Annotated in this window: 18 protein-coding genes and 2 pseudogenes; 11 read left to right on the forward strand and 9 right to left on the reverse strand. The window is 71.8% G+C overall.

The window, feature by feature from the left end:
* Window positions 1-54 precede the first annotated feature (54 nt).
* Window positions 55-646, reverse strand: a pseudogene (locus GT042_RS27070) (sigma-70 family RNA polymerase sigma factor).
* A 324-nt stretch (window positions 647-970) separates the two neighbouring features.
* Between GT042_RS27070 and GT042_RS27075 the strand changes: the two are divergent.
* The 3 genes and pseudogenes from GT042_RS27075 to GT042_RS27085 all read left to right on the forward strand — a co-directional run.
* The gene (locus GT042_RS27075; protein ID WP_161311348.1) at window positions 971-1,345 is read left to right on the forward strand and encodes an STAS domain-containing protein; all 375 of its coding nucleotides are present in this window, start codon (window positions 971-973) and stop codon (window positions 1,343-1,345) included.
* Window positions 1,346-1,385: 40 nt separating this feature from the next.
* Window positions 1,386-1,898 carry an EF-hand domain-containing protein gene (locus tag GT042_RS27080; RefSeq protein ID WP_161311349.1) on the forward strand — a complete coding sequence of 171 codons (513 nt, stop codon included), beginning with the start codon at window positions 1,386-1,388 and terminating at the stop codon, window positions 1,896-1,898.
* A gap of 540 nt (window positions 1,899-2,438) precedes the next feature.
* Window positions 2,439-2,834: pseudogene (locus GT042_RS27085) on the forward strand (ATP-binding protein); the annotation flags it as partial.
* Between the two features lie 328 nt (window positions 2,835-3,162).
* Here GT042_RS27085 and GT042_RS27090 read toward each other — a convergent pair.
* Window positions 3,163-4,155 carry a helix-turn-helix domain-containing protein gene (locus GT042_RS27090; RefSeq protein ID WP_161311350.1) on the reverse strand — a complete coding sequence of 331 codons (993 nt, stop codon included), beginning with the start codon at window positions 4,153-4,155 and terminating at the stop codon, window positions 3,163-3,165.
* A 91-nt stretch (window positions 4,156-4,246) separates the two neighbouring features.
* Between GT042_RS27090 and GT042_RS27095 the strand changes: the two genes are divergently transcribed.
* Entirely contained in the window at window positions 4,247-5,500 is a 1,254-nt protein-coding gene (locus GT042_RS27095; protein WP_345943934.1) for an MFS transporter, read from the forward strand.
* A gap of 211 nt (window positions 5,501-5,711) precedes the next feature.
* Window positions 5,712-6,956, forward strand: a complete 1,245-nt coding sequence (locus tag GT042_RS27100; RefSeq protein ID WP_345943937.1) for an MFS transporter — start codon at window positions 5,712-5,714, stop codon at window positions 6,954-6,956.
* Between the two features lie 6 nt (window positions 6,957-6,962).
* Here GT042_RS27100 and GT042_RS27105 read toward each other — a convergent pair whose 3' ends face one another.
* Together GT042_RS27105 and GT042_RS27110 are read right to left on the reverse strand one after the other, a co-directional pair.
* A complete protein-coding gene (locus tag GT042_RS27105; RefSeq protein ID WP_161311353.1) occupies window positions 6,963-7,262 on the reverse strand; it encodes a helix-turn-helix transcriptional regulator in 300 nt (99 codons plus the stop codon).
* 222 nt (window positions 7,263-7,484) lie between these two features.
* Window positions 7,485-8,633: an NAD(P)/FAD-dependent oxidoreductase gene (locus tag GT042_RS27110; protein ID WP_161311354.1), complete on the reverse strand. Its 1,149-nt coding sequence runs from the start codon at window positions 8,631-8,633 to the stop codon at window positions 7,485-7,487.
* A 113-nt stretch (window positions 8,634-8,746) separates the two neighbouring features.
* On the opposite strand from GT042_RS27110, the gene GT042_RS27115 reads away from it, so the two are divergent.
* Entirely contained in the window at window positions 8,747-9,361 is a 615-nt protein-coding gene (locus GT042_RS27115) for a GNAT family N-acetyltransferase (RefSeq protein ID WP_345943935.1), read from the forward strand.
* A gap of 58 nt (window positions 9,362-9,419) precedes the next feature.
* Here the strand turns inward: GT042_RS27115 and GT042_RS27120 are convergent, their stop codons facing one another.
* From GT042_RS27120 to GT042_RS27130, 3 genes are all read right to left on the reverse strand, one after another.
* Window positions 9,420-10,340, reverse strand: coding sequence for an AraC family transcriptional regulator (locus tag GT042_RS27120; RefSeq protein WP_161311355.1), 921 nt, complete (start codon window positions 10,338-10,340; stop codon window positions 9,420-9,422).
* Between the two features lie 283 nt (window positions 10,341-10,623).
* A complete protein-coding gene (locus tag GT042_RS27125) occupies window positions 10,624-11,382 on the reverse strand; it encodes an SDR family oxidoreductase (protein WP_161311356.1) in 759 nt (252 codons plus the stop codon).
* Between the two features lie 140 nt (window positions 11,383-11,522).
* Entirely contained in the window at window positions 11,523-12,185 is a 663-nt protein-coding gene (locus tag GT042_RS27130) for a helix-turn-helix domain-containing protein (RefSeq protein ID WP_161311357.1), read from the reverse strand.
* A 233-nt stretch (window positions 12,186-12,418) separates the two neighbouring features.
* Here GT042_RS27130 and GT042_RS27135 point away from each other — a divergent pair, with 233 nt between their 5' ends.
* Both GT042_RS27135 and GT042_RS27140 read left to right on the forward strand, forming a co-directional pair.
* Complete coding sequence (locus GT042_RS27135; protein WP_161311358.1) at window positions 12,419-13,171, forward strand: oxidoreductase; 753 nt, start codon at window positions 12,419-12,421, stop codon at window positions 13,169-13,171.
* 219 nt (window positions 13,172-13,390) lie between these two features.
* Window positions 13,391-13,717: a hypothetical protein gene (locus GT042_RS27140; RefSeq protein ID WP_161311359.1), complete on the forward strand. Its 327-nt coding sequence runs from the start codon at window positions 13,391-13,393 to the stop codon at window positions 13,715-13,717.
* Between the two features lie 137 nt (window positions 13,718-13,854).
* Here the strand turns inward: GT042_RS27140 and GT042_RS27145 are convergent, their stop codons facing one another.
* Window positions 13,855-14,559, reverse strand: coding sequence for a pyridoxal 5'-phosphate synthase (locus GT042_RS27145; RefSeq protein ID WP_161311360.1), 705 nt, complete (start codon window positions 14,557-14,559; stop codon window positions 13,855-13,857).
* 78 nt (window positions 14,560-14,637) lie between these two features.
* Between GT042_RS27145 and GT042_RS27150 the strand changes: the two genes are divergently transcribed.
* Window positions 14,638-15,219, forward strand: a complete 582-nt coding sequence (locus tag GT042_RS27150) for a TetR/AcrR family transcriptional regulator (RefSeq protein ID WP_161311361.1) — start codon at window positions 14,638-14,640, stop codon at window positions 15,217-15,219.
* Between the two features lie 241 nt (window positions 15,220-15,460).
* On the opposite strand, the gene GT042_RS27155 is transcribed toward GT042_RS27150, so the two are convergent.
* On the reverse strand, window positions 15,461-16,108 hold the full coding sequence (locus tag GT042_RS27155; protein ID WP_161311362.1) for a TetR family transcriptional regulator: 648 nt from the start codon (window positions 16,106-16,108) through the stop codon (window positions 15,461-15,463).
* A 343-nt stretch (window positions 16,109-16,451) separates the two neighbouring features.
* Here GT042_RS27155 and GT042_RS27160 point away from each other — a divergent pair, with 343 nt between their 5' ends.
* Both GT042_RS27160 and GT042_RS27165 read left to right on the forward strand, forming a co-directional pair.
* On the forward strand, window positions 16,452-17,369 hold the full coding sequence (locus tag GT042_RS27160; RefSeq protein ID WP_161311363.1) for a VOC family protein: 918 nt from the start codon (window positions 16,452-16,454) through the stop codon (window positions 17,367-17,369).
* Window positions 17,370-17,506: 137 nt separating this feature from the next.
* Window positions 17,507-18,456 (forward strand): serine/threonine-protein kinase (locus tag GT042_RS27165; protein ID WP_345943936.1); only part of this gene is annotated, 950 nt, incomplete at its 3' end.

Raw genomic sequence — 18,456 nt, forward strand, 5'->3', positions numbered from 1 at the left:
GCAGCCAGGGCAGCCGCCGCCGGCGCCCGCCCGGGTCGCCGTCCAGCGGGCCCGTCACAGGGAGCGTCCGTTCCCCGGAGGCGTGAAGCCCTCCAGCGCTTGGGTGTTGGCCGTGGAGAGCAGTTGCAGTCCCAGCCTCAGCCGGCGGCGTGCCTCGTCCTCCGTGACCCCGAGGTCCGCCGCGGTCTGCCGGTAGTCCCTGCGCTGGAAATAAGCCAGTTCCAGCGCGGCCCGCAGGGACGTCGGCATCGAGCTGACTATGTAGTCCGCGCGGGCCGCCGCGGCGGCCCGGCGCACCTTGAGTTCCAGCTCCGCCAGCCCCTCCGCCGTGTCCTCGCCGGCCGCTTCGTACGCGGCGGACTCGGTCTGCCGGAGCCGCTCCACGGCCTTCTGCCGGGCCAGCCTGGCCACCCACGACCGGCAGGGAGCCCTGCCGGGGGTCGTACGCGTCCGGGTTCTCCCACACGTGCCCGAAGACCTCGCGGGTGACGCGGTCCGCGTCCGCGTCGTCGTCCAGCACGCGGTGGGCGAGGCTGTGGACCAGCGACGCGAACCGGTCGTACAGCTCACCGAGCGCGGCGGCCTCGCCCCGCGAGAGCCGCTGCTGCATCCTGCGGTCCCAACGGGGCGGTGTCTCCTTCGCCATGCGACCCCCACCCCTGTCCTCGGCCTGTCGGCCGTGCCGCTGCCCCTGCCCCGCTTCCGCCTCTGCCGCTTCTCTTCTTCCGCTTCCGTGTCACTGTCCCCCATGACGCGGCAGCCCGCCGCCTCTTCGAATGTAGTCGGCGGCACCGACAACGCACGTCCCTTTACGTCAAGTGCGCCCCTCTTCGGCCGGGTGGGGTCGAGATCAGGCCACTCTTCAGGGATCGCGTTTGCCGGAGATGGGGCGGGGAAACGCCCCAGTCCATGGGGGAGCTGGAGGAGAGCCCCGGAATCCCCCACAAACTGAAGAGAGGGGTTCGGGCACGTGACGCTCAAGGTGGACGAGACCGAGCGGGGACCGTGGACCGTTTTCCGCATCACAGGCGAGCTGGACCTCATCACCTCCCCCGAAATCCGCCAGCGGGTCCATGACGCCGTCGCGGCGGGCCGCCACGCGCTGGTGCTCGACCTCTCGCAGGTCTTCTTCTGCGATTCCAGCGGGGTCGGCGTGCTGATCGCCGCCCGCAGGCTGATCCGCTCCTGCGGGGGCAGTCTGCACATCGTCCTGCCGGCCCGGGGCGCGGAGGAGGGATCCCATGTCAACCGGGTCCTCGCGGCCCTCGGCGTCCGGCGTCTGTTCCAGATCTACCCCGATGTGGCGAGCGCGACGGAGGACCGGGTCAGGCCGGTGTCCGCCTGACCCCCCACACGACGGCGGTCCGTCGTCGTACGCTCCCGCCATGGACAGCACAGAGTACGAGGGCAAGATCGCCCGCCGGTTCGCGGCCTTCGACCAGGACGGCAACGGTTTCATCGACCGTGAGGACTTCAGCGGCGCCGCGGCGCACCTGCTCGCCGAGTTCGGCGTGACGGCACGCTCCGACAAGGGGCAGGCGCTCTACAGCGGCGCCGAGGCGTTCTGGCAGGGCATGGCGGGCATCGCGGACGTCGACGGCGACCAGCGGGTCAGCAAGCAGGAGTTCATCACCGGCGCGGTGAAGCGGCTGCGCGACAGCCCGCAGCGGTTCGCCGAGATCGCCCGGCCGTTCCTGCACGCGGTGATCGCCGTGGCCGACGAGGACGGTGACGGCGTCACCCCGGCGGCGGCCGAGCGCGCGCTGCGCGTCCTGGGTGTCGCCCCGGACGTCGCCGCGCTGGCGGCCGCCGCCCTCGACGCGGACGGCGACGGCCGGATCCAGGAGGATGAGATCCTCAGCGGCTTCGCCGCGTACTACGTCACGCCCGAGCCCTGACAGTGCCGGGGCCGGCCACCCACCCGGCCCCCACCTGTTGTGCCCTGTGCCCGAGAGCTCCGGCACGGGCCGCGTCGCCGCGCCCAAAAGCGCTGGCATGCCCAAAAGCTCTGGCCTCAGCACGCTTTTGCGTCACCCTGTGTGGTGATCGCCCGCGCCGCGAGGTCGATACCGGGTTGTGTCCTTACGGCGGGCCGTCACGGCCCGGAGTCACGCGGCTGCTCCGGTACGCTCGCTCGGGTGCGAGAGGTCCTGAGGCGCGAGGGTCGCGGTGCTGCCGGTACGGCGGCGCCGGAAGCCCGAATGCGCGCCGCTCGCACGCCGTCAGGGCGCCGTGCGCGCCCGTGTTCGACTCCCCGTGACGTGCGTCGCACAGTATGCACCACGCGTACTCCTTCGCGCTGGAATATGCCCGAAGCGCTTGTTGCGGTGACTGTACGTCAACCATGCTGTGTCGCAAGGGAATCACGTTCTGTGACCTTGTTGAGGACCTTGTCGACGCGCGAGGCGATGTGTCCGCCGGTTCGGATGGTGTGAGCGGTGCAGGTGCTTCTGGTTCAGTTGGAGGTTGGGCCCGACCCCGCGGAGGTGGGGCGGGCCCGTCGGTGGGCCCGGTCGAGGCTCGTGGGTTCCGGGATGGAGGATGACGAGCCGGTCGCGGAGACGCTGATCCTGCTGATCTCCGAGCTGGTGACCAACGCGGTGGTGCACACGGGCTGTCCGGCCGTGCTGCGGATGCTCTTCGGCTCGGGCGCGGCGGAGGCGGGGACGGTACGGGTCGAGGTCGCGGACTCCAGCGCCTGCCCGCCGCGCCCCCGCCACGCGACCAGCGAGGCCACCAACGGCCGCGGTCTCGAACTGGTCGACGGACTCGCCGACCGGTGGGGATGGCAGCCGGAGGGCGCGGGCAAGCGCATCTGGTGCGAAGTGGACCGATGTACGCCGCAGTCGGCGACGGGACCGGGATCGAGTACGGGTGCCGCTACGGGGACAGCGGCGGATACGGGTACGGGTGCGGCTTCGGCGACACCCGAAACGCCCCGCGCGCCCCTTCCGGCCGAGGCCGCTCCGCCGCCCCCGGCCGCCACGCCCCGGCCCCCCAGGCCGCCGGCCCCCCTCTCCCCGCCTCCCCCTTCGAAGGTCCCGGCCTCGCCCGCGCCCGCGCCCGCCTACCGGTCGTCGCGGGCCGTGACCCGTACGGCATGAGGCGTACGGCATGACCCGTACGGCATGAGGCGTACGCGCGGCGGTGGCAGCGGCCGGATCACCTGGCCGGTGCCGCTCCCGCCCGGAACGTACGGCGGTAGACCGTCGGCGCGACACCCAGCGCCGACTGGAGGTGCTGGCGCATCGACTGGGCCGTGCCGAAGCCGGCCTTCCGCGCCACCTGGTCGACGGAGAGATCCGTCGACTCCAGCAGGTGCCGGGCCAGTTCGACCCGCTGCCGCACCAGCCACTGCCCCGGGCTGATCCCCGTCTCCTCACGGAAGCGGCGCGTGAACGTCCGTACGGACATGGACTGTCGCTCCGCCATGTCCCGGAGCTGGATCGGTTCGTGGAGGCGTACCAGCGCCCAGGTCCGCGCCCCGGTGGTGGACGCCGACTGCGGCTCGGGCAGGGGCCGTTCGATGTACTGGGCCTGTCCGCCGTCCCGGTGCGGGGGTACGACCGTCCGGCGCGCCACGTCGTTGGCGACCGCCGTGCCGTGGTCGCGCCGCACGATGTGCAGGCAGAGATCGATCCCCGCGGCGACCCCCGCCGAGGTCAGGACGTCCCCGTCGTCCACGAACAGGACGTCCGCGTCCACCCTGACCCGGGGGAAGAGCCGCTGGAAATGGGCGGCGTTGGACCAGTGGGTGGTGGCGGGGCGGCCGTCGAGGAACCCGGCCGCCGCCAGCACGAAGCCGCCCGTGCAGATGGAGACCAGCCGGGTGCCGGGCCGGAGGTGCGCGAAGGCGGCGGCCAACTCCTCGGTGAGCACCCCTTCGTCGTAGACGGGACCCAGCTCGTACGAGGCCGGGACGATCACGGTGTCGGCGGTGGCGAGGGCCTCGGGCCCGTTCTCGACGAGGATCGAGAAGTCGGCGTCGGTACGTACGGGTCCCGGGGGCCGGACCGAGCAGGTGACGACCTCGTACAGCGGCCTGCCCCGCGCGTCGGTGGGGCGGCCGAAGATCCGGTGGGGGATGCCGAGTTCGAAGGGGAGCAGCCCTTCGAGGGCGAGTACGACGACGCGGTGGGGCGGTCGGTCCTGCATGGCGTTCTCTCCTGTCGGGTCGCTGTTCCGTGGTCCGCGTGCTGGATACCCCCTGGTGGTCCAGACCAGTTCCTTGATATCTGTCCCTTCTGTGACCCACAAGCACCTGACGGCCCAGGCACCCCCCGAACCGCTTCCGGCCGAGCCGGACGACCCGGGGGCGAAGCTCTGGAACCGTAACTTCCGGCTCTTCTTCCTCGCCCGTACCGTGGCCCGCTTCGGCGACGGCATGGTGCCCGTCGCCCTCGCGGCGGGGCTCCTCGACACCGGGCACGGCGCCTCGGCCGTCAGCTTCGCGCTCGGCTCGTGGATGGTGTGCTTCGCCGGGTTCGTGATCGTCGGCGGCGTGCTGGCCGACCGCTTCACCCCGCGCCGGATGATGGTCCTCGCCGATGTGGTGCGGCTGGTCAGCACGGTGGTCCTGGCCGGCGCGTTCGCCTCCGGCGCGCCGCCGCTCTGGCTGGTGTACGCGCTGAGCGCCCTCAACGGCCTCGGCGCGGCCGTCTTCCAGCCCGGGGTGGCCAGCATGCTGCCGCTGATGGCGCCCGATGTGCAGCGCGGCAACGCGGTGCTGCGGGTCGCGGAGTCGGTGACCGCGATGGCGGGTCCCGCGATCGCGGGCGCGCTGGCCGGGTTCGGCGGGCCCGGGATGATCTTCGGGGTCAACGCGGCGACCTTCGGGATCAGCGGGATCTGTTTCCTCCTCATCCGGATGGACTCCATGGCGCCGGTGAAGGGGGAGTCGATGCTCTCCGAACTGGTCGGCGGCTGGCGGGAGTTCCGGGCCCGTTCCTGGCTGTGGGGGGTCATCGCGGTGTGGTCGGTGTACGGCATCACCGTGCTCGGCCCGATCACCCCGCTGGAGGCGGTGGTGGTCACCGACCGGCACAGCTCCGCGATGTACGGGCTGATGATGACCTTCAACGGCGCGGGCGAGGTGGTGGGCGCGCTGATCGCGATGCGGCTGCGGCCCCACCGGCCGCTCTTCGCGGGGACGTTCGCGCTGTTCGGGGTGATTCCGAACGTGCTGGTGCTGGCGTACGACGTCCCCGTGCCGGTCCTCGCCGGGGGCTTCTTCGTGGGCGGGGTCTCGCTGGCGTTCTGGCTGGTGATGTGGTCGACGACCGTACAGACACAGATCCCGAACGAGGCGCTCAACCGGCTGCACGCGTACGACGTGGCGGGCTCGCTGATCATGCTGGCGGTGGGCCGGGCGCTGGCGGGACCGGTGGCGGAGTCGATCGGGGTACGGGACGTGCTGGTCGCGGGGGCGCTGATCAACGTGGGGGTGTGCGGGGTGCTGCTGGCGGCGCGGCCGGTGCGGGGGCTGAGGCGCGTGAAGTGACGTTTCTCCAAGGGCGGTGTCTCGGCTGTCGGGCGCATGCTGTCCTCCCCTCCCATGGCCCGATCCTAGCGAACGCTGTCCGTCGGGCCACTCGCCCGCGTTCCGGGCCTCCGGGATCCTCGTTGACGTGACACAGACAACCGAACGTTCCGCGGACGACGTTCCCGCGCCCCCGGCGACGGCCACCGGCGCTCCCCGCGCCCCCGGCCGTATCCACCGGGCGTGGTTCGTCGCCGTCGTCACGTTCGTGACGATCGTCGGCGCCGCGGCCTTCGCCTCGCTGCCCGGACTGCTGATCGACCCGCTGCACCAGGAGTTCGACTGGTCGCGCGGCACGATCGGGTTCGCGGTCTCGGTCAACCTGGCGCTGTACGGGCTGACCGCGCCGTTCGCCGCCGCGCTGATGGACCGCTTCGGGATCCGCCGGGTGGTGGCCGTCGCCCTGACGATCATCTCGGTCGGGGCGCTGCTCACGGTCTGGATGACGGCGGCCTGGCAACTGGTCCTGTTCTGGGGCGTCCTGGTCGGGCTCGGCAGCGGCTCGATGGCGCTGGCCTTCGCGGCCACGGTCACCAACCGCTGGTTCGTCGCCAAGCGCGGCCTGGTGACCGGCATCCTCACGGCGGCGGGCGCGTCCGGGCAGCTGGTGTTCCTGCCGTTCCTGTCCTGGCTGGTGGAGCACCACGGCTGGCGGCCGGCCTCGATCACGGTCTCGCTGGCGGCGATCGCGGTGGTCCCGTTCGTCTGGCTGCTGCTGCGGGACCACCCGGCGGACGTGGGGCTGGCGGCGTACGGCGCGGCCACCTACGTACCCAAGCCGGGGCCGGTGCCGGGGGCGGCGCGGCGGGCGGTCGGGGTGCTGGTGTCGGCGGCCCGCACCGGGCCGTTCTGGCTGCTGGCCGGGACGTTCGCGATCTGCGGCGCCTCGACCAACGGCCTGGTCAAGACCCACTTCGTACCGGCGGCGCACGACCACGGCATGCCGATCACGGCGGCGGCCTCGCTGCTCGCGGTGATCGGGGTCTTCGACGTGATCGGCACGATCGCCTCGGGCTGGTTCACCGACCGCTTCGAGGCCCGGCGGCTGCTGGCCGTCTACTACGCCCTGCGCGGCGTCTCGTTGCTCTTCCTGCCGATGCTGCTGGCGCCGAGCGTGCATCCGCCGATGCTGTTCTTCATTATCTTCTACGGCCTGGACTGGGTCGCCACGGTCCCGCCGACGATCGCCCTGTGCCGCGAGCACTACGGCGACGACAGCGCGATCGTCTTCGGCTGGGTCCTGGCTTCCCACCAGGTCGGCGCGGCGATCGTCGCGTTCGCGGGCGGCGTCGCGCGAGACGTCTTCGGCTCGTACGACGTGGTCTGGTACGCGTCGGGCGCCCTGTGCGCGGCGGCGGCGCTGATGGCCCTGGTGATCCGCCGCGTGCCACCGGCCAAGCCGGTGGTGGGGGTGTGAGGCGGCTCAGCCTGCCTGGTCGAGAGGCTCGAAGCCCACATTGAGCCTCAGCTGGAGGGCCGAGGCGAAACGCTCCAGGAGCGGCAGCGTGGGAATGGTGCCGCCCGCCTCGAAGCGCGCGACGGCGGGCTGCTGCAATCCGGCCGCCTGCGCCAGCTGCGCCTGAGTCATCCCGAGTGCTTCACGCCGTTCACGCACAGCGACACCGAGTTCGTACTGGATACGTGCTTCCTCGTACGCCTCACGAGCTTCGGGGTGCGCGAGCGAGTCGTTCCTCAGCTCGCTCCACCTCTTACGGTCGGCCATCCCACTACTCCTCATCGGCACTGTGTTCCTGGACCATGCAGTCGCGCATGCTCCGAATCGCCCGCTCGACCTCGTCCGCCTCCCGCATCCGCTGTTTACGGAAGACAGTGAGCTGGTGTACGGGTCACCGAGCAGCACTCTCTTCGTGGCGAGCACGTCGATGTAAGAGTTCGTCCTACCACGATGCTGCTCACTCAGGCCGAGGTACTGACATCCCACCACCTACCGCGACAGTGCCTTCGCGATGCGGCGGGCGTCCCGGGAGAGTTCGCGGAGCATTCCGCTGATCGGGTTCGTGAAGCCGGTGAAGTGGAGGCCGGGGGCGGTGGGGGTGGTGCGGGGGCCGTGGACGCGGGGGCGGCCCCGGGCGTCCAGGATGTCCAGGTCGCCCACCAGGCCCTCCAGGGCGCGGCGGTAGCCCGTCGCCGCGATCACCGCGTCGGGGGCGATCCGGGTGCCGTCCGCGAGGACGACCTTGTCCTCCTCGAAGGACTCCACCGCCGCGACCGGCTCCACGCGGCCCTTGCGGACCGCGTCGACCAGGCCCACGTCCTGCACCGGGATCGCGCCCTCGCGCGCCCGCGACAGCAGGCCCGTGTCCGGCCGGGGCAGGCCCTTCGACGTCAGGTCGGGGAGGGCGATCCGGGCCTGGAGCGCGGCGAGCGGGTCCACGAGCCGGGCCGGCAGGCGGCGGATCAGGATGCCGGACGACTGCGCCGGCCACCCCAGCGTCGAACGGCGCACGATGTGCGGGACGGTGCGCACCGCGAGCCGTACCCGCGCCGCCCCGCCCTCGACCAGGTCGACCGCGATCTCCGCGCCCGTGTTGCCGACGCCGACGACCAGCACGTCCTTGCCCGCGTACGGCCGCGCGTCGCGGTAGTCGCCCGCGTGCAGCAACTCCCCTTCGTACGCCTCGCGTCCGGGCCAGTCCGGCAGTTTGGGCGTGTGGTTGTAGCCGGTCGCCACGACGACCCCCCGCCCGGTCAGCTGCCGCCCGCCCGTCGCGTGCAGCAACCAGCCGGCACCGCCGGGGGCGCGCTCGATCCGGGTGACCTCGACGCCGGTGACGATTTCGAGTGCGTGGTGTTCCGCGTACGCCTCCAGGTAGCGCACGACGTCCTCCCGGGCGACCCAACGCCCCGCCGAACGCGGGATCTTGAGCCCGGGGAGCGCCGACCTCCGCCGGGTGGTGTGCAGACGCAGCCGGCGGTAGTGGCGGCGCCAGGAGGCCGCGACGGCCTCGGACCTCTCCAGTACGACGGTACGTACGCCCCGTTCGCGCAGCGCGGCGGCGACGGCGAGCCCACCCGGGCCACCGCCTATGACGTACACGGGCAGGTCGGTGCTGGGGTCGGTGTCGGCGGCCATGTACCGAGCGTAATCGCGACACCAATTGTTTGGTCTCGGTCAAGCCGGGGTTCGGTTGCGAATCGATCACGCGGGGTGGTGGGAGGTCGAACGGCGGGAGGTTGAATGGGCGCGTGAACCACGACATATTCAACGACCGCCGCCGCCTCCCCCCACCTGCCGACGTCCTCGGACACGGCCTCCGCCTGCGCCCGTGGCGTACCGGCGACGAGGCCACGCTGGTGCGCGGCCAGACCGATCCCGAGTTCCTGCGCTGGAACACCCCGCTCGTCCCCGTCACCGACGAGGCCGGCGCGGCGGAGCACATCCGCCAGCGCGCGGAGGGCCGGGAGAGCGGCGAGATGGCGCACTTCTGTGTCACCGACGCGGCGGACGGGCGGATCCTGGGCCATGTCGGCCTGGCCCTGATCGACCTGCGGATGCGCAGCGCGCGTGTGGGGTACTGGGTGCTGCCGGAGGCCCGCGGCCGGGGCGTCGCGAGCCGCGCGCTGGCGGTGTGCGGCCGGTGGGGGTTCGAGGAGGCGGGCCTGCACCGGATCGACCTGGGCCACGCGCTGGGCCACGACGCCTCGTGCCGGATCGCGGAGCGCTGCGGTTACCGGTACGAAGGCACCATCCGGGACGGGATGTTCGCCTCGGGCCGTACGGACGCCTTCCAGGACGTGCACCAACACGCCAGGCTTGCGACGGACCCGGACGTATCGCCGGACGCCCTGCCCGGGGGCTGAGAATCCGCGCCGGACGCGGACCGCGCGGAGGTCATCAGGTCGTCAGATCGTCGCGTCGTCAGGGCAGCACGGCGGCGTGTTCCGCCGGGGAAGCGCGCAGGGTGGTGTCCTTGCTGGGCGGCGTGCCGAACAGGCGGCGGTACTCGCGGCTGAACTGGGAAAGGCTCTCGTAGCCGACGCGGAGACCGACACCGCTGATGTCGGACGGGCGGCCGGCCAGCAGGAGCCGGGCCTCCTGGAGGCGGATGCGCTTCTGGAACTGGATGGGGCTCATTCCGGTGACCGTCTGGAAGTTGCGGTGGAAGGCGGACACGCTCATGCCCGCGAGCCGCGCGAGGTCTTCGACGCGGAACGGATCGGCGTAGTTCTCCCGGATCCGCCGCACTGCGCGGTTGATGTGGGCCAGACCGCTGTCCGCGAGGCCCAGTTGGCGGATGGCGCTCCCCTGCTCGCCGCGCAGGAGGTGCCAGAGGATCTCGCGTTTGACCATCGGGGCGAGGATCTTGCGGTCGGCCGGCCGTTCCAGGAGCCGCAGCAGGCGCACGACGGCGTCCAGCAGCGGGGGCGGGGCCGTGGAGACCGCGATGCCCGGGGGCGCGGTGCTGTCGGCGAGGGCCGGCAGGTCGTGGGGGTCGGCCTCCAGGAGGAGTTCGGCGATGGCCGCGGGGCTGAGGGTCATGCCGAAGCCGAGGGTGGGCCGCCCGGTGTCCCTCGTGTCCCCGGTGTCGACGACATGCCCCGTGACGGGCAGATCGGCGGAGGCGACGAGGTACTGGCCGGGCCCGTACTCGTAAAGATGCTCGCCCAGCGCGAGACGCTTGCGGCCCTGGGCGATCACGGCGAGCACGGTCCCGGACATGCCCGGCGCGGGAGCGTCCGCACGGTCGAACCGGCAGGCCCGGACCCCGTCGATCGCCGTGGTCATGTCGGCGCGCGCCTGCCGAATCAGGAGCGCGCGCATCTCGTCCAGCGGATCCATGGTGCCAGTGTCACGCGAAGGCCCCGTGCGCGCGCACTTCCAGCCTGTCCGGCGTTTGAGGACGCGGTGACCCGCGCCGGTGCACCGGGCGGGTGCACCATCCAGCCTGTCCGGCGTTTGAGGACATCGGTGACCCGCGCCCGCGCACCGGGCGGAGACCACATTCAGCCCGTCCGGCGCTTGAGGACGCAGTAACCCGCGCCGCCGCACCGGGCAGGGGCACCACCCAGCCCGTCCGGCGTTTGAGGACGTTGGTAAGTGGCACCGTCCACCGGGCGGGGGGTCAGAGGTTCTGGCCGCCGGAGACCTCGATGTCCTGGCCCGTGATCCAGCGGCCCTCCTCCGAGACCAGCATGGCGATCACCATGCCGATGTCGTCGGGCTCCCCGACCCGGCCGAGGGCGAACGTCTTCGCCAGCTCCGGAATGATCTCGGGGTTCTTGGCGAAGGCGTCACCGCCGAGACGCGTGACGGTCGCGCCCGGGGCGACCGAGTTCACGCGGATGCCGCGAGCGCTGAACTCCTTGGCCATGTAGCGGCTGAGCACGACCACCGCACCCTTGAGGGACGCGTAGACGGAGTATCCCGGCGCGGTCACGTGGGGCAGGGTGGAGTTGCTGGTGACGTTGACGACGGCGCCCCCGTCGGCCAGGAGCGGCAGCAGCGTCTGGGTGAGGAAGAACGGACCCTTGAACAGACCGCGGGTGAGCCGGTCGAACTCCTCCTCCAGGGCGTCCTCGATCATCGCCGACCCGGCGAATCCGCCGTTGTTGACCAGCTGGTCGAAGGAGTCCCGCTCGAACGTGCCGCGCAGCACGCCGGCCACCTCCGCCCGGAAGGCGGGAAATCCGGCGCTGTCGCCGAGGTCCAGGCGCAGCGCCACGGCGGTGCCGCCCCGCTCTTCGATCCGCGCGACGGTGTCCTCGGCCCCGCGCTCGTTGGAGCTGTACGTGAGGATGACGCCGGAGCCCCGCCGGGCGAGGTGAAGGGCCGCGCTCTGTCCGATGCCTGAGCTCGCGCCGGTGACGACGGCTACGTTCATGGGGTGCCTCCTGGGCCTGCGGAGTCCGGTTCGCTCCGTACGGGATGTGTCACCCCCCAGCCAACCGCCGCCCCCGGCCTGCGGAAAGACCGATCCTCCCGGACTCTTGCCCAATCCTCCCGCCCCGGCCGGACCGGCCGTCAGGCCTCTTCCGGCGGGCCGTCGAGGAGCTCGTGGTGGAGGGTGCGTGCCAGCCATCGCCGGAAGGCGTCCTCCTGCCAGCCGCGGTTACGGACCAACTGGTGGTGGACGCCGGGGTCGTTGTAGACGGTGATGACGTCGGCGGCCCGGTCAGGCGTGAGGGAGCCGGTGAGGGGGCCGACGGCGACGAGCAGCTCGACGATCTGCCGTGCTCCGTCGAGGCGTTGTCGCTGGATGTCCTGCCACAGCAGTGCCGCGTCCGGTTCCGTGTCGGCGGCCACCCGTACCACTTCGTAGAGCGCGGAGACCCTGGACATGGCCGCGGCGAGGATGCCCGTGTAACGGGCGACGATCTGTGAGCCCTCGGTGAGGCTCCGCATCTCCCGGGACGCGGGCCGCTCCGCGAGGGGGACCGGTCGGTCGTCGCCGACGATGGCCTCGTCGTAGGCCGTCTTGAGCAGCGTGAGCTTGCCGCCCGCCGCCGTGAAGACGGTGGAGCGGCTCACGCCCGCCGCCTCCGCGATCGCGTTGATCGACGTCGCCGCGTAACCCTGCGTGATGAAGAGTTCAGCGGCCGAGGCGACGACCAGCCGCCGGGTCTCCGCCGCGTGCCGGGTTCGCATGTCCGACCGGTAGGCCCTGGCCTTCGGGGGTTCGCTCATCGCTCCAGATCTCCCGGTCCGCCGGAGGGCGGGCGGGTGCCCTGGTGTGCCCTGTCGCCCCGGGGACGCATGTCTCCAGGTCAGTCTCCCACCACTCGGAGCCGGGGAGGCGGGGGCTCGGGGCACCCCTCAATTTCGTCAGACTCGGAGTATGATGTTTTATGGTTAAACGTAAAGCGGGGGTGGGTGCGGCTAGCCCCTCCCCGCGCCTTTCGCTCTGGAGGTAGGACCTCATGTACATCCCCACACCCACGCTTCCCGAGGAGTTCGCCGGACGCCGCGTCCTGATCACCGGGGGTTCGCGTGGTGTCGGCGCCGCCGCCGCGCGGCGCCTGCTCGACGCCGGTGCCGTGGTCGTCACCAGCGCCCGCGGCCGTACGGACGACACTCCGGAGGACTCGACGTTCATCGCGGCCGACCTGCGCACGGCGGACGGCGCCCGGGGCCTGGTCGAGAAGGCTCTGGAGACCCTGGGCGGTCTCGACGTCCTCGTGAACAGCGCGGGCGCGTCCCGCGTCCACTTCGGCGAGATTCCCGACGAGGAGTGGGAGGACTCCCTGGCGGTCAACTTCCTCTCGGCGGTACGGGTCACCACTCCCGCTCTCGCGGCGCTCAAGGAAGCCGAGCGGGCCTCGGTCATCAACCTGACGACCGGCATCACGGCCAATCCCCCCGCGCCCCTCCTGCACTACGGCGCCGCCAAGGCCGCGCTCGAAAGCTGGTCCAAGGGCCTCGCCACGCAGCTCGCCCCGGCCGGTGTCCGCGTCAACCTGGTGTCGCTCGGCATGGTCGACACCCCTGGCGGCAGCGAGATCCTGCAAACCGTGGCCGGGGCCATGGGAGGCAGCGCGGAGCAGGCCTACGCGCAGGTGCCCCTCGGGCGCGGCGGCGACTCCCGGGACATCGCCGAGCTCATCGCCTTCCTGGCGTCCGACCGGGCCCAGTGGATCGCCGGAGCGAACATCACCGCCAACGGGGGCGCCTGACGGCGCCCGCACTGCGCTCCGCCATTGCGGGCGTCCTGGGCCTCGGTGAATCGTTCCCGCACCGCGTTCAGGGCGCGGTGCGCGGGGGACTTTCGCCGCTAGGGCGTGTCCGCGAAGTGGGGTCGTCCGCCCGGAGGGCCAGACCCCACTTCGCGGACACGCCCTAGGACCACACGGGTCCCCGGGGGTGACCCCGGCAACCACGAAGGAGTGAGTCGCATGACCACCACCCAGCAGCTGCGCCGCGCCGGCCTGCGGACCCTGACCGCCGCTGCCGCCTGCCTGTTCCTCGCCGCCGCGGCCCCGGCCGCCGCCCAGGCCGCACCGCACACCGCGGCGATGCGGGCCGGTGGAACGATCACCTGTCAGGAAGTGGACGCGGACCTGCCCGGCGTGTTCGGACGGGAATGCGGCAGCGGCCAGTGGGGCCCGCTCTCCGACTTCACCCTCACCGACGCGAACTCGGGCGACTCGTACCGCTGCGAGAACGGCTGGGGTGAAGGCAACCTCTGGGTGAGGGGGAACGACTGCGTGCCGGCCAACTAGCGCGCCTGAGAGCCAAGTCCCCCTGCCCGTCCTCGGCGGAGCACCCGCCGAAGGCGGGCAGGGGGCCGGTTCGGCGGGCAGGGGGCCCGTGAGGTGAGGGGGCGGCCCACCGGCCCGGGGGACGCCGGACAACAGGCTCAGGGCCAGAGCAACTCCCTGGCCCAGGTGGTGCCTTCGCGCCGGTAGCGCAGCCGTACGTGTCGTCTGCGGGCCTCGCCCTGGAAGAACTCCACCTCGTCCGGCTCCAGTACATACCCCGTCCAGGACCGCGCCTCGGGCGCCGGATCGTGCCCCGCCCGCTCCCACGCGTCCTCGCTCACCCGCGCCAACTCAGCGGCTGAGCGCAGGACTTCGCTCTGGCGCCCCACCAGCGCGGCGGCCAGCGCGCCCTTCGATCTGGCCCGCAGGTCCGCCCGGGTCTCCGCCGCGTCGGCCACCGCCACCGCGCCCCGGAGCCGTACCGCACGGCCCTGCGCCGCCCAGTAGAAGCCGAGCGCGGCCTCCGGCCTGGCGGCCAGCTGCCGCCCCTTGGCGCTGGTCGCGTGGGTGGCGAAGTGCCAGCCCCGTACATCCGCGTCGTGCAGCATCAGCGTCCGTACGTCGGGCCGGCCCCGCTCGTCGGCCGTCGCGAGGGTCATCGTGTGGGGCTCGGGCTGGCCCGCCGCCACGGCCTCGGCGAACCACCGGTGGAAGAGCGGCAGCGGTTCGCCCGGCGCGGTGGCGGGGTCGAAGGCGGGCAGCTCCGTGTCCCAGACGCGCTGGGCGCGCAGCAGCGTACGGAACTCGTCCTGTGCGCTCGCGGACCCGCCCTCGTCCCGGCTCTCGCCTCGTTCGTCGTCCATACGGCTCATTTAACCCGGACCTCCACGGCACTACACTCGGAGTGGTTCGAGGCGGAAGAGGAAAGGCGCGAACGGCGCATGCGACAGAACCTGGCCCGGCGTGCCGCTCTCGTCGACGCGGCCATCGAGGTGCTCGCCCGGGAAGGCGCCCGCGGTCTCACCTTCCGGGCCGTCGACGCCGAGGCGGCCGTGCCCGGCGGCACCGCGTCCAACTACTTCGCCAACCGTGACGACCTCCTCACCCAGGCCGGCGGCCGCATCTACGAACGGCTGCGCCCCGACGACGCGACGCTGGCCGCGATGTCCGGGGGACCCGCCACCCGTGCGCGGCTGGTGGAGCTGGTGCGAGAGGTGGTGGAACGGGTCACCGCGTTCCGTACGGGCTATCTCGCCCTGCTCGAACTGCGGCTGGAGGCCACCCGCCGGCCGGCCCTGCGCGCGCTGCTCACCGAGCGGGTGCGCGACGACGTCGACGCGAACGTACAGCGGCATCTGGACGCCGGACTTCCCGGCGACGGCGACACCGTCAGGATGATCTATCTGGCGACCAACTGGCTGGTGGTGGAACGGTTGACGCTGCCGGGCGTCTTCCCCGCCGAGGACGCGGGCGCCCTGCTCGGCGCACTGGTGGAACGGTTGCTTCCCGCCGATACGGCCTGAGGCCGTCACCGGGCGACACGGCCTGACGCCGGCCCCTCCTGGGGACGGGAGCGCCGGCGGGGATCAGAGGATCAGTCGTCTGATCCGCCGCCGGCGTGACAGGACGGGGGGACGGTGGGACGGGGAGAAGAGGGAGACGGGGAACGGGGAGAACGGGGCGAACGGAGAACGGGGCGAACGGGGGAGTGAGGGCACGCCGGTGCCGTGCCCGCCGGCCGCCGCGCCGGCTCGCGCGGCGCGATTACTTCGTGGGCTTCCTGCCGGTGATGCCGAGATGCACCAACAGCGCCAGGTTCGGCTTCAGTTCGGCCTGCTTCACACCCCAGCCCTGGAAGCTCTTCTGGTGCGAGGCCACCGAGGCCAGCAGGACGACCAGGGAGCCGGCCAGCGCCGCCGGGCTGACGTCCTTGTCGACCCGGCCCTTGGACTGGAGCTCCTTCACGGAATCCGTAAGGGAGTTGGTGACGGAGTTGAGGACCTTCATGCGGATCTTGTTGAACCGCTTGTCCCCCTCCGCGGCGCCCAGGTCGACGACCCGCAGGATCGCGTCGTGCTTGCGCCAGAAGTCGAGGAAACCTTCCACCAGATCTTCCGATGTCTGCCAGCCGGCCTTGCCGGCCCAGGAGCGGCCGGAGACCAGTCCGGTCAACCCGGTGCCCTCCTTGGCCATTTCCTCGGCGATTTCGAGGACGGCGCCCTCGACATCCGGGAAGTATTGGTAGAAGGTCGCAGGTGAAGTCCCCGCCTTCCGGGCGACGTCGATGACTTTGACGTCCCGGTACGGCGAGGAGCTGAGCATCTCGCTGAGGCAGTCGAGCAGCTTCTGCCGCGTCGCCTGGCCGCGTCGACCAGCCACGCGGCCGTCGACGGTGCGTACTTGTCCTGTCATGCCGTCAGCTTACCGACGGGTGATCTGAGCGCGATTTGGCCGACTGCAAATGGGGAACCACCCCTTCCGCATACGGGTCCACAGGGGGCCCCGGGGGGACCTCAGGGGTCCGTGTGGGGACCTCGGGGGCTCAGCCCGCCAATAGTGTTATCAACAGCCTGTGGACAACTTCGGTGGACAACTTCGGTGGACAACTTTGCCGCGCGCCCCGAGTGCCCACAGGGATCGTGTCGCACTAATGGCTCATATGTTCTATTTTCCTGGCCTGCGCCCCGCCCCGTAGCGCCTTAACTTGGCTGTGACGGGCACCACACGCGGAAGGCGCACGGAAGGATCCTGGCTCATGGCCGCATTCGCGGAAGGCACGCCGTGCTGGGTGGATGTGTCGCTCCCCGACCTGGAGGCGGGCAAGCGCTTCTACGGAGAGCTGTTCGGCTGGACCTTCGGCGACGACGGCGACGACGACGGCAACGGCGGCAACGGCGGCCGCAACGCCCCCGGGAACACCCCCGCCCCCGGGCACTACACCGAAGCCTTCAGCGACGGGAAGCGCGTGGCCGGCCTCACCGCCAAGCGCGACGGCCGGATGCCGACCGCCTGGGGCGTCTACTTCGCCACCCCCGACGCCGCCGCCCTCAGCCGTACGATCACGGCCGCGGGCGGCCGGATGGTGCGCGAGCCGATGTCGCTGGGAGCCTTCGGCGTCGTGGCACTCGCGGCGGACCCGGCCGGCGCCGTGTTCGGCCTCTGGCAGACCGGGGACAACACGGGCTTCGAGAAGAAGGGCCTGCCGGGATCCTTCTGCTGGACCGAGGTCTACACCCGCGACAAGGCGAGCGTGGACCCCTTCTACGAGACCGTCTTCGGCTTCCGGGGCACGGACGTGTCCGACGACGCGGTGGACTTCCGCATGTGGTCCCCGGCCGGTACGGAACCGGGCCCGGACACCGCGATCGGCGGGCGCAGCGTGATCACCGACGCCTTCCCGGTGGAGATGCCGGGCCACTTCCTCAGCTACTTCGCGGTGGCCGACTGCGACGCGACGGCCGCCGCCGTCGTCCGGCTCGGCGGCCGGGTGACGGCCCCGCCGTTCGACATCGAGTACGGGCGGATGGCCGTGTTCAACGACAACCAGGGCGCGTCCTTCGCCGTACTGGAGGAACCGGAACGAGAGCCGGAACCGGAGCCGGACCCCGGGGCCGGGACCCGGGAAGGCGAAGAGACCACGGAGAACGGCGAGGAAGCGGAGCAATCGGCGTAAGCGCGGGCACACGTGGTGTCCGGATCGCGGTAGGACACTCCGATCCGCCCCCGGGTTCGCAACCGATGCCTCCGACAGGAAGAATCAGGGGGCACGGGGCCGTACCTTTGTGGCCCGTACGGGGAGGTGGCAGGCAAGTGGAGCAGCTGACGCAGCACGACCCGAGGCGTATCGGCCCTTTCGAGGTGCTGGGACGGCTCGGTGCCGGCGGCATGGGGCTGGTCTATCTCGCGCGTTCGGCATCGGGACGCCGGGTCGCGATCAAGACGGTCCGTACCGAACTTGCCGAGGACCAGCTGTTCCGGGTCCGCTTCACGCGTGAGGTGGAGGCAGCCCGCGCCGTCAGCGGGTTCTACACCGCCGCGGTCGTGGACGCCGACCCCCGGGCCGCCGTGCCCTGGCTGGCCACCGCCTACGTACCGGCGCCCTCGCTGGAAGAAATAGTGAATGAGTGCGGTCCCATGCCGGCCCAGGCGGTGCGCTGGCTGGCGGCGGGGATCGCCGAGGCGCTCCAGTCCATCCACGGCGCCAATCTGGTCCACCGTGACATGAAGCCGTCGAACGTCCTGGTGGTGGAGGACGGCCCGCGCGTCATCGACTTCGGGATCGCCTCCGGTGTCTCCAACACCCGGCTGACCATGACCAACGTCGCCGTCGGCACCCCCGCGTACATGTCGCCCGAGCAGGCCAGGGACTCACGCAGCGTCACGGGCGCCAGCGACATCTTCTCGCTCGGCTCGACCCTCGTCTTCGCCGCGACCGGACACGCGCCCTACCACGGCGGCAATCCGGTCGAGACGGTCTTCATGCTGCTGCGCGAGGGCCCGGACCTGGAGGGGCTGCCGGACGAGCTGAGACCCCTCATCGACTCCTGCATGCAGATGGACGCCACCCGCCGCCCCTCGCCCGCCGACCTCCAGGCCCAGCTGGCGCCGCATCTCTTCGCCTCGGGCAGTGACGACAGCGGTACGGCGTCGGCCTGGCTGCCGGATCTCGCCACGGCCATGATCGAGCGCCGCAGGGCGGGCGGGCGCGGCCCCGCTCCCGTGCCGCCGGTACGGCCTCCGGCGCCCGTTCTGCCGCCCCC

The organism is Streptomyces sp. SID3212 (assembly GCF_009865405.1).
Classification (GTDB): domain Bacteria; phylum Actinomycetota; class Actinomycetes; order Streptomycetales; family Streptomycetaceae; genus Streptomyces.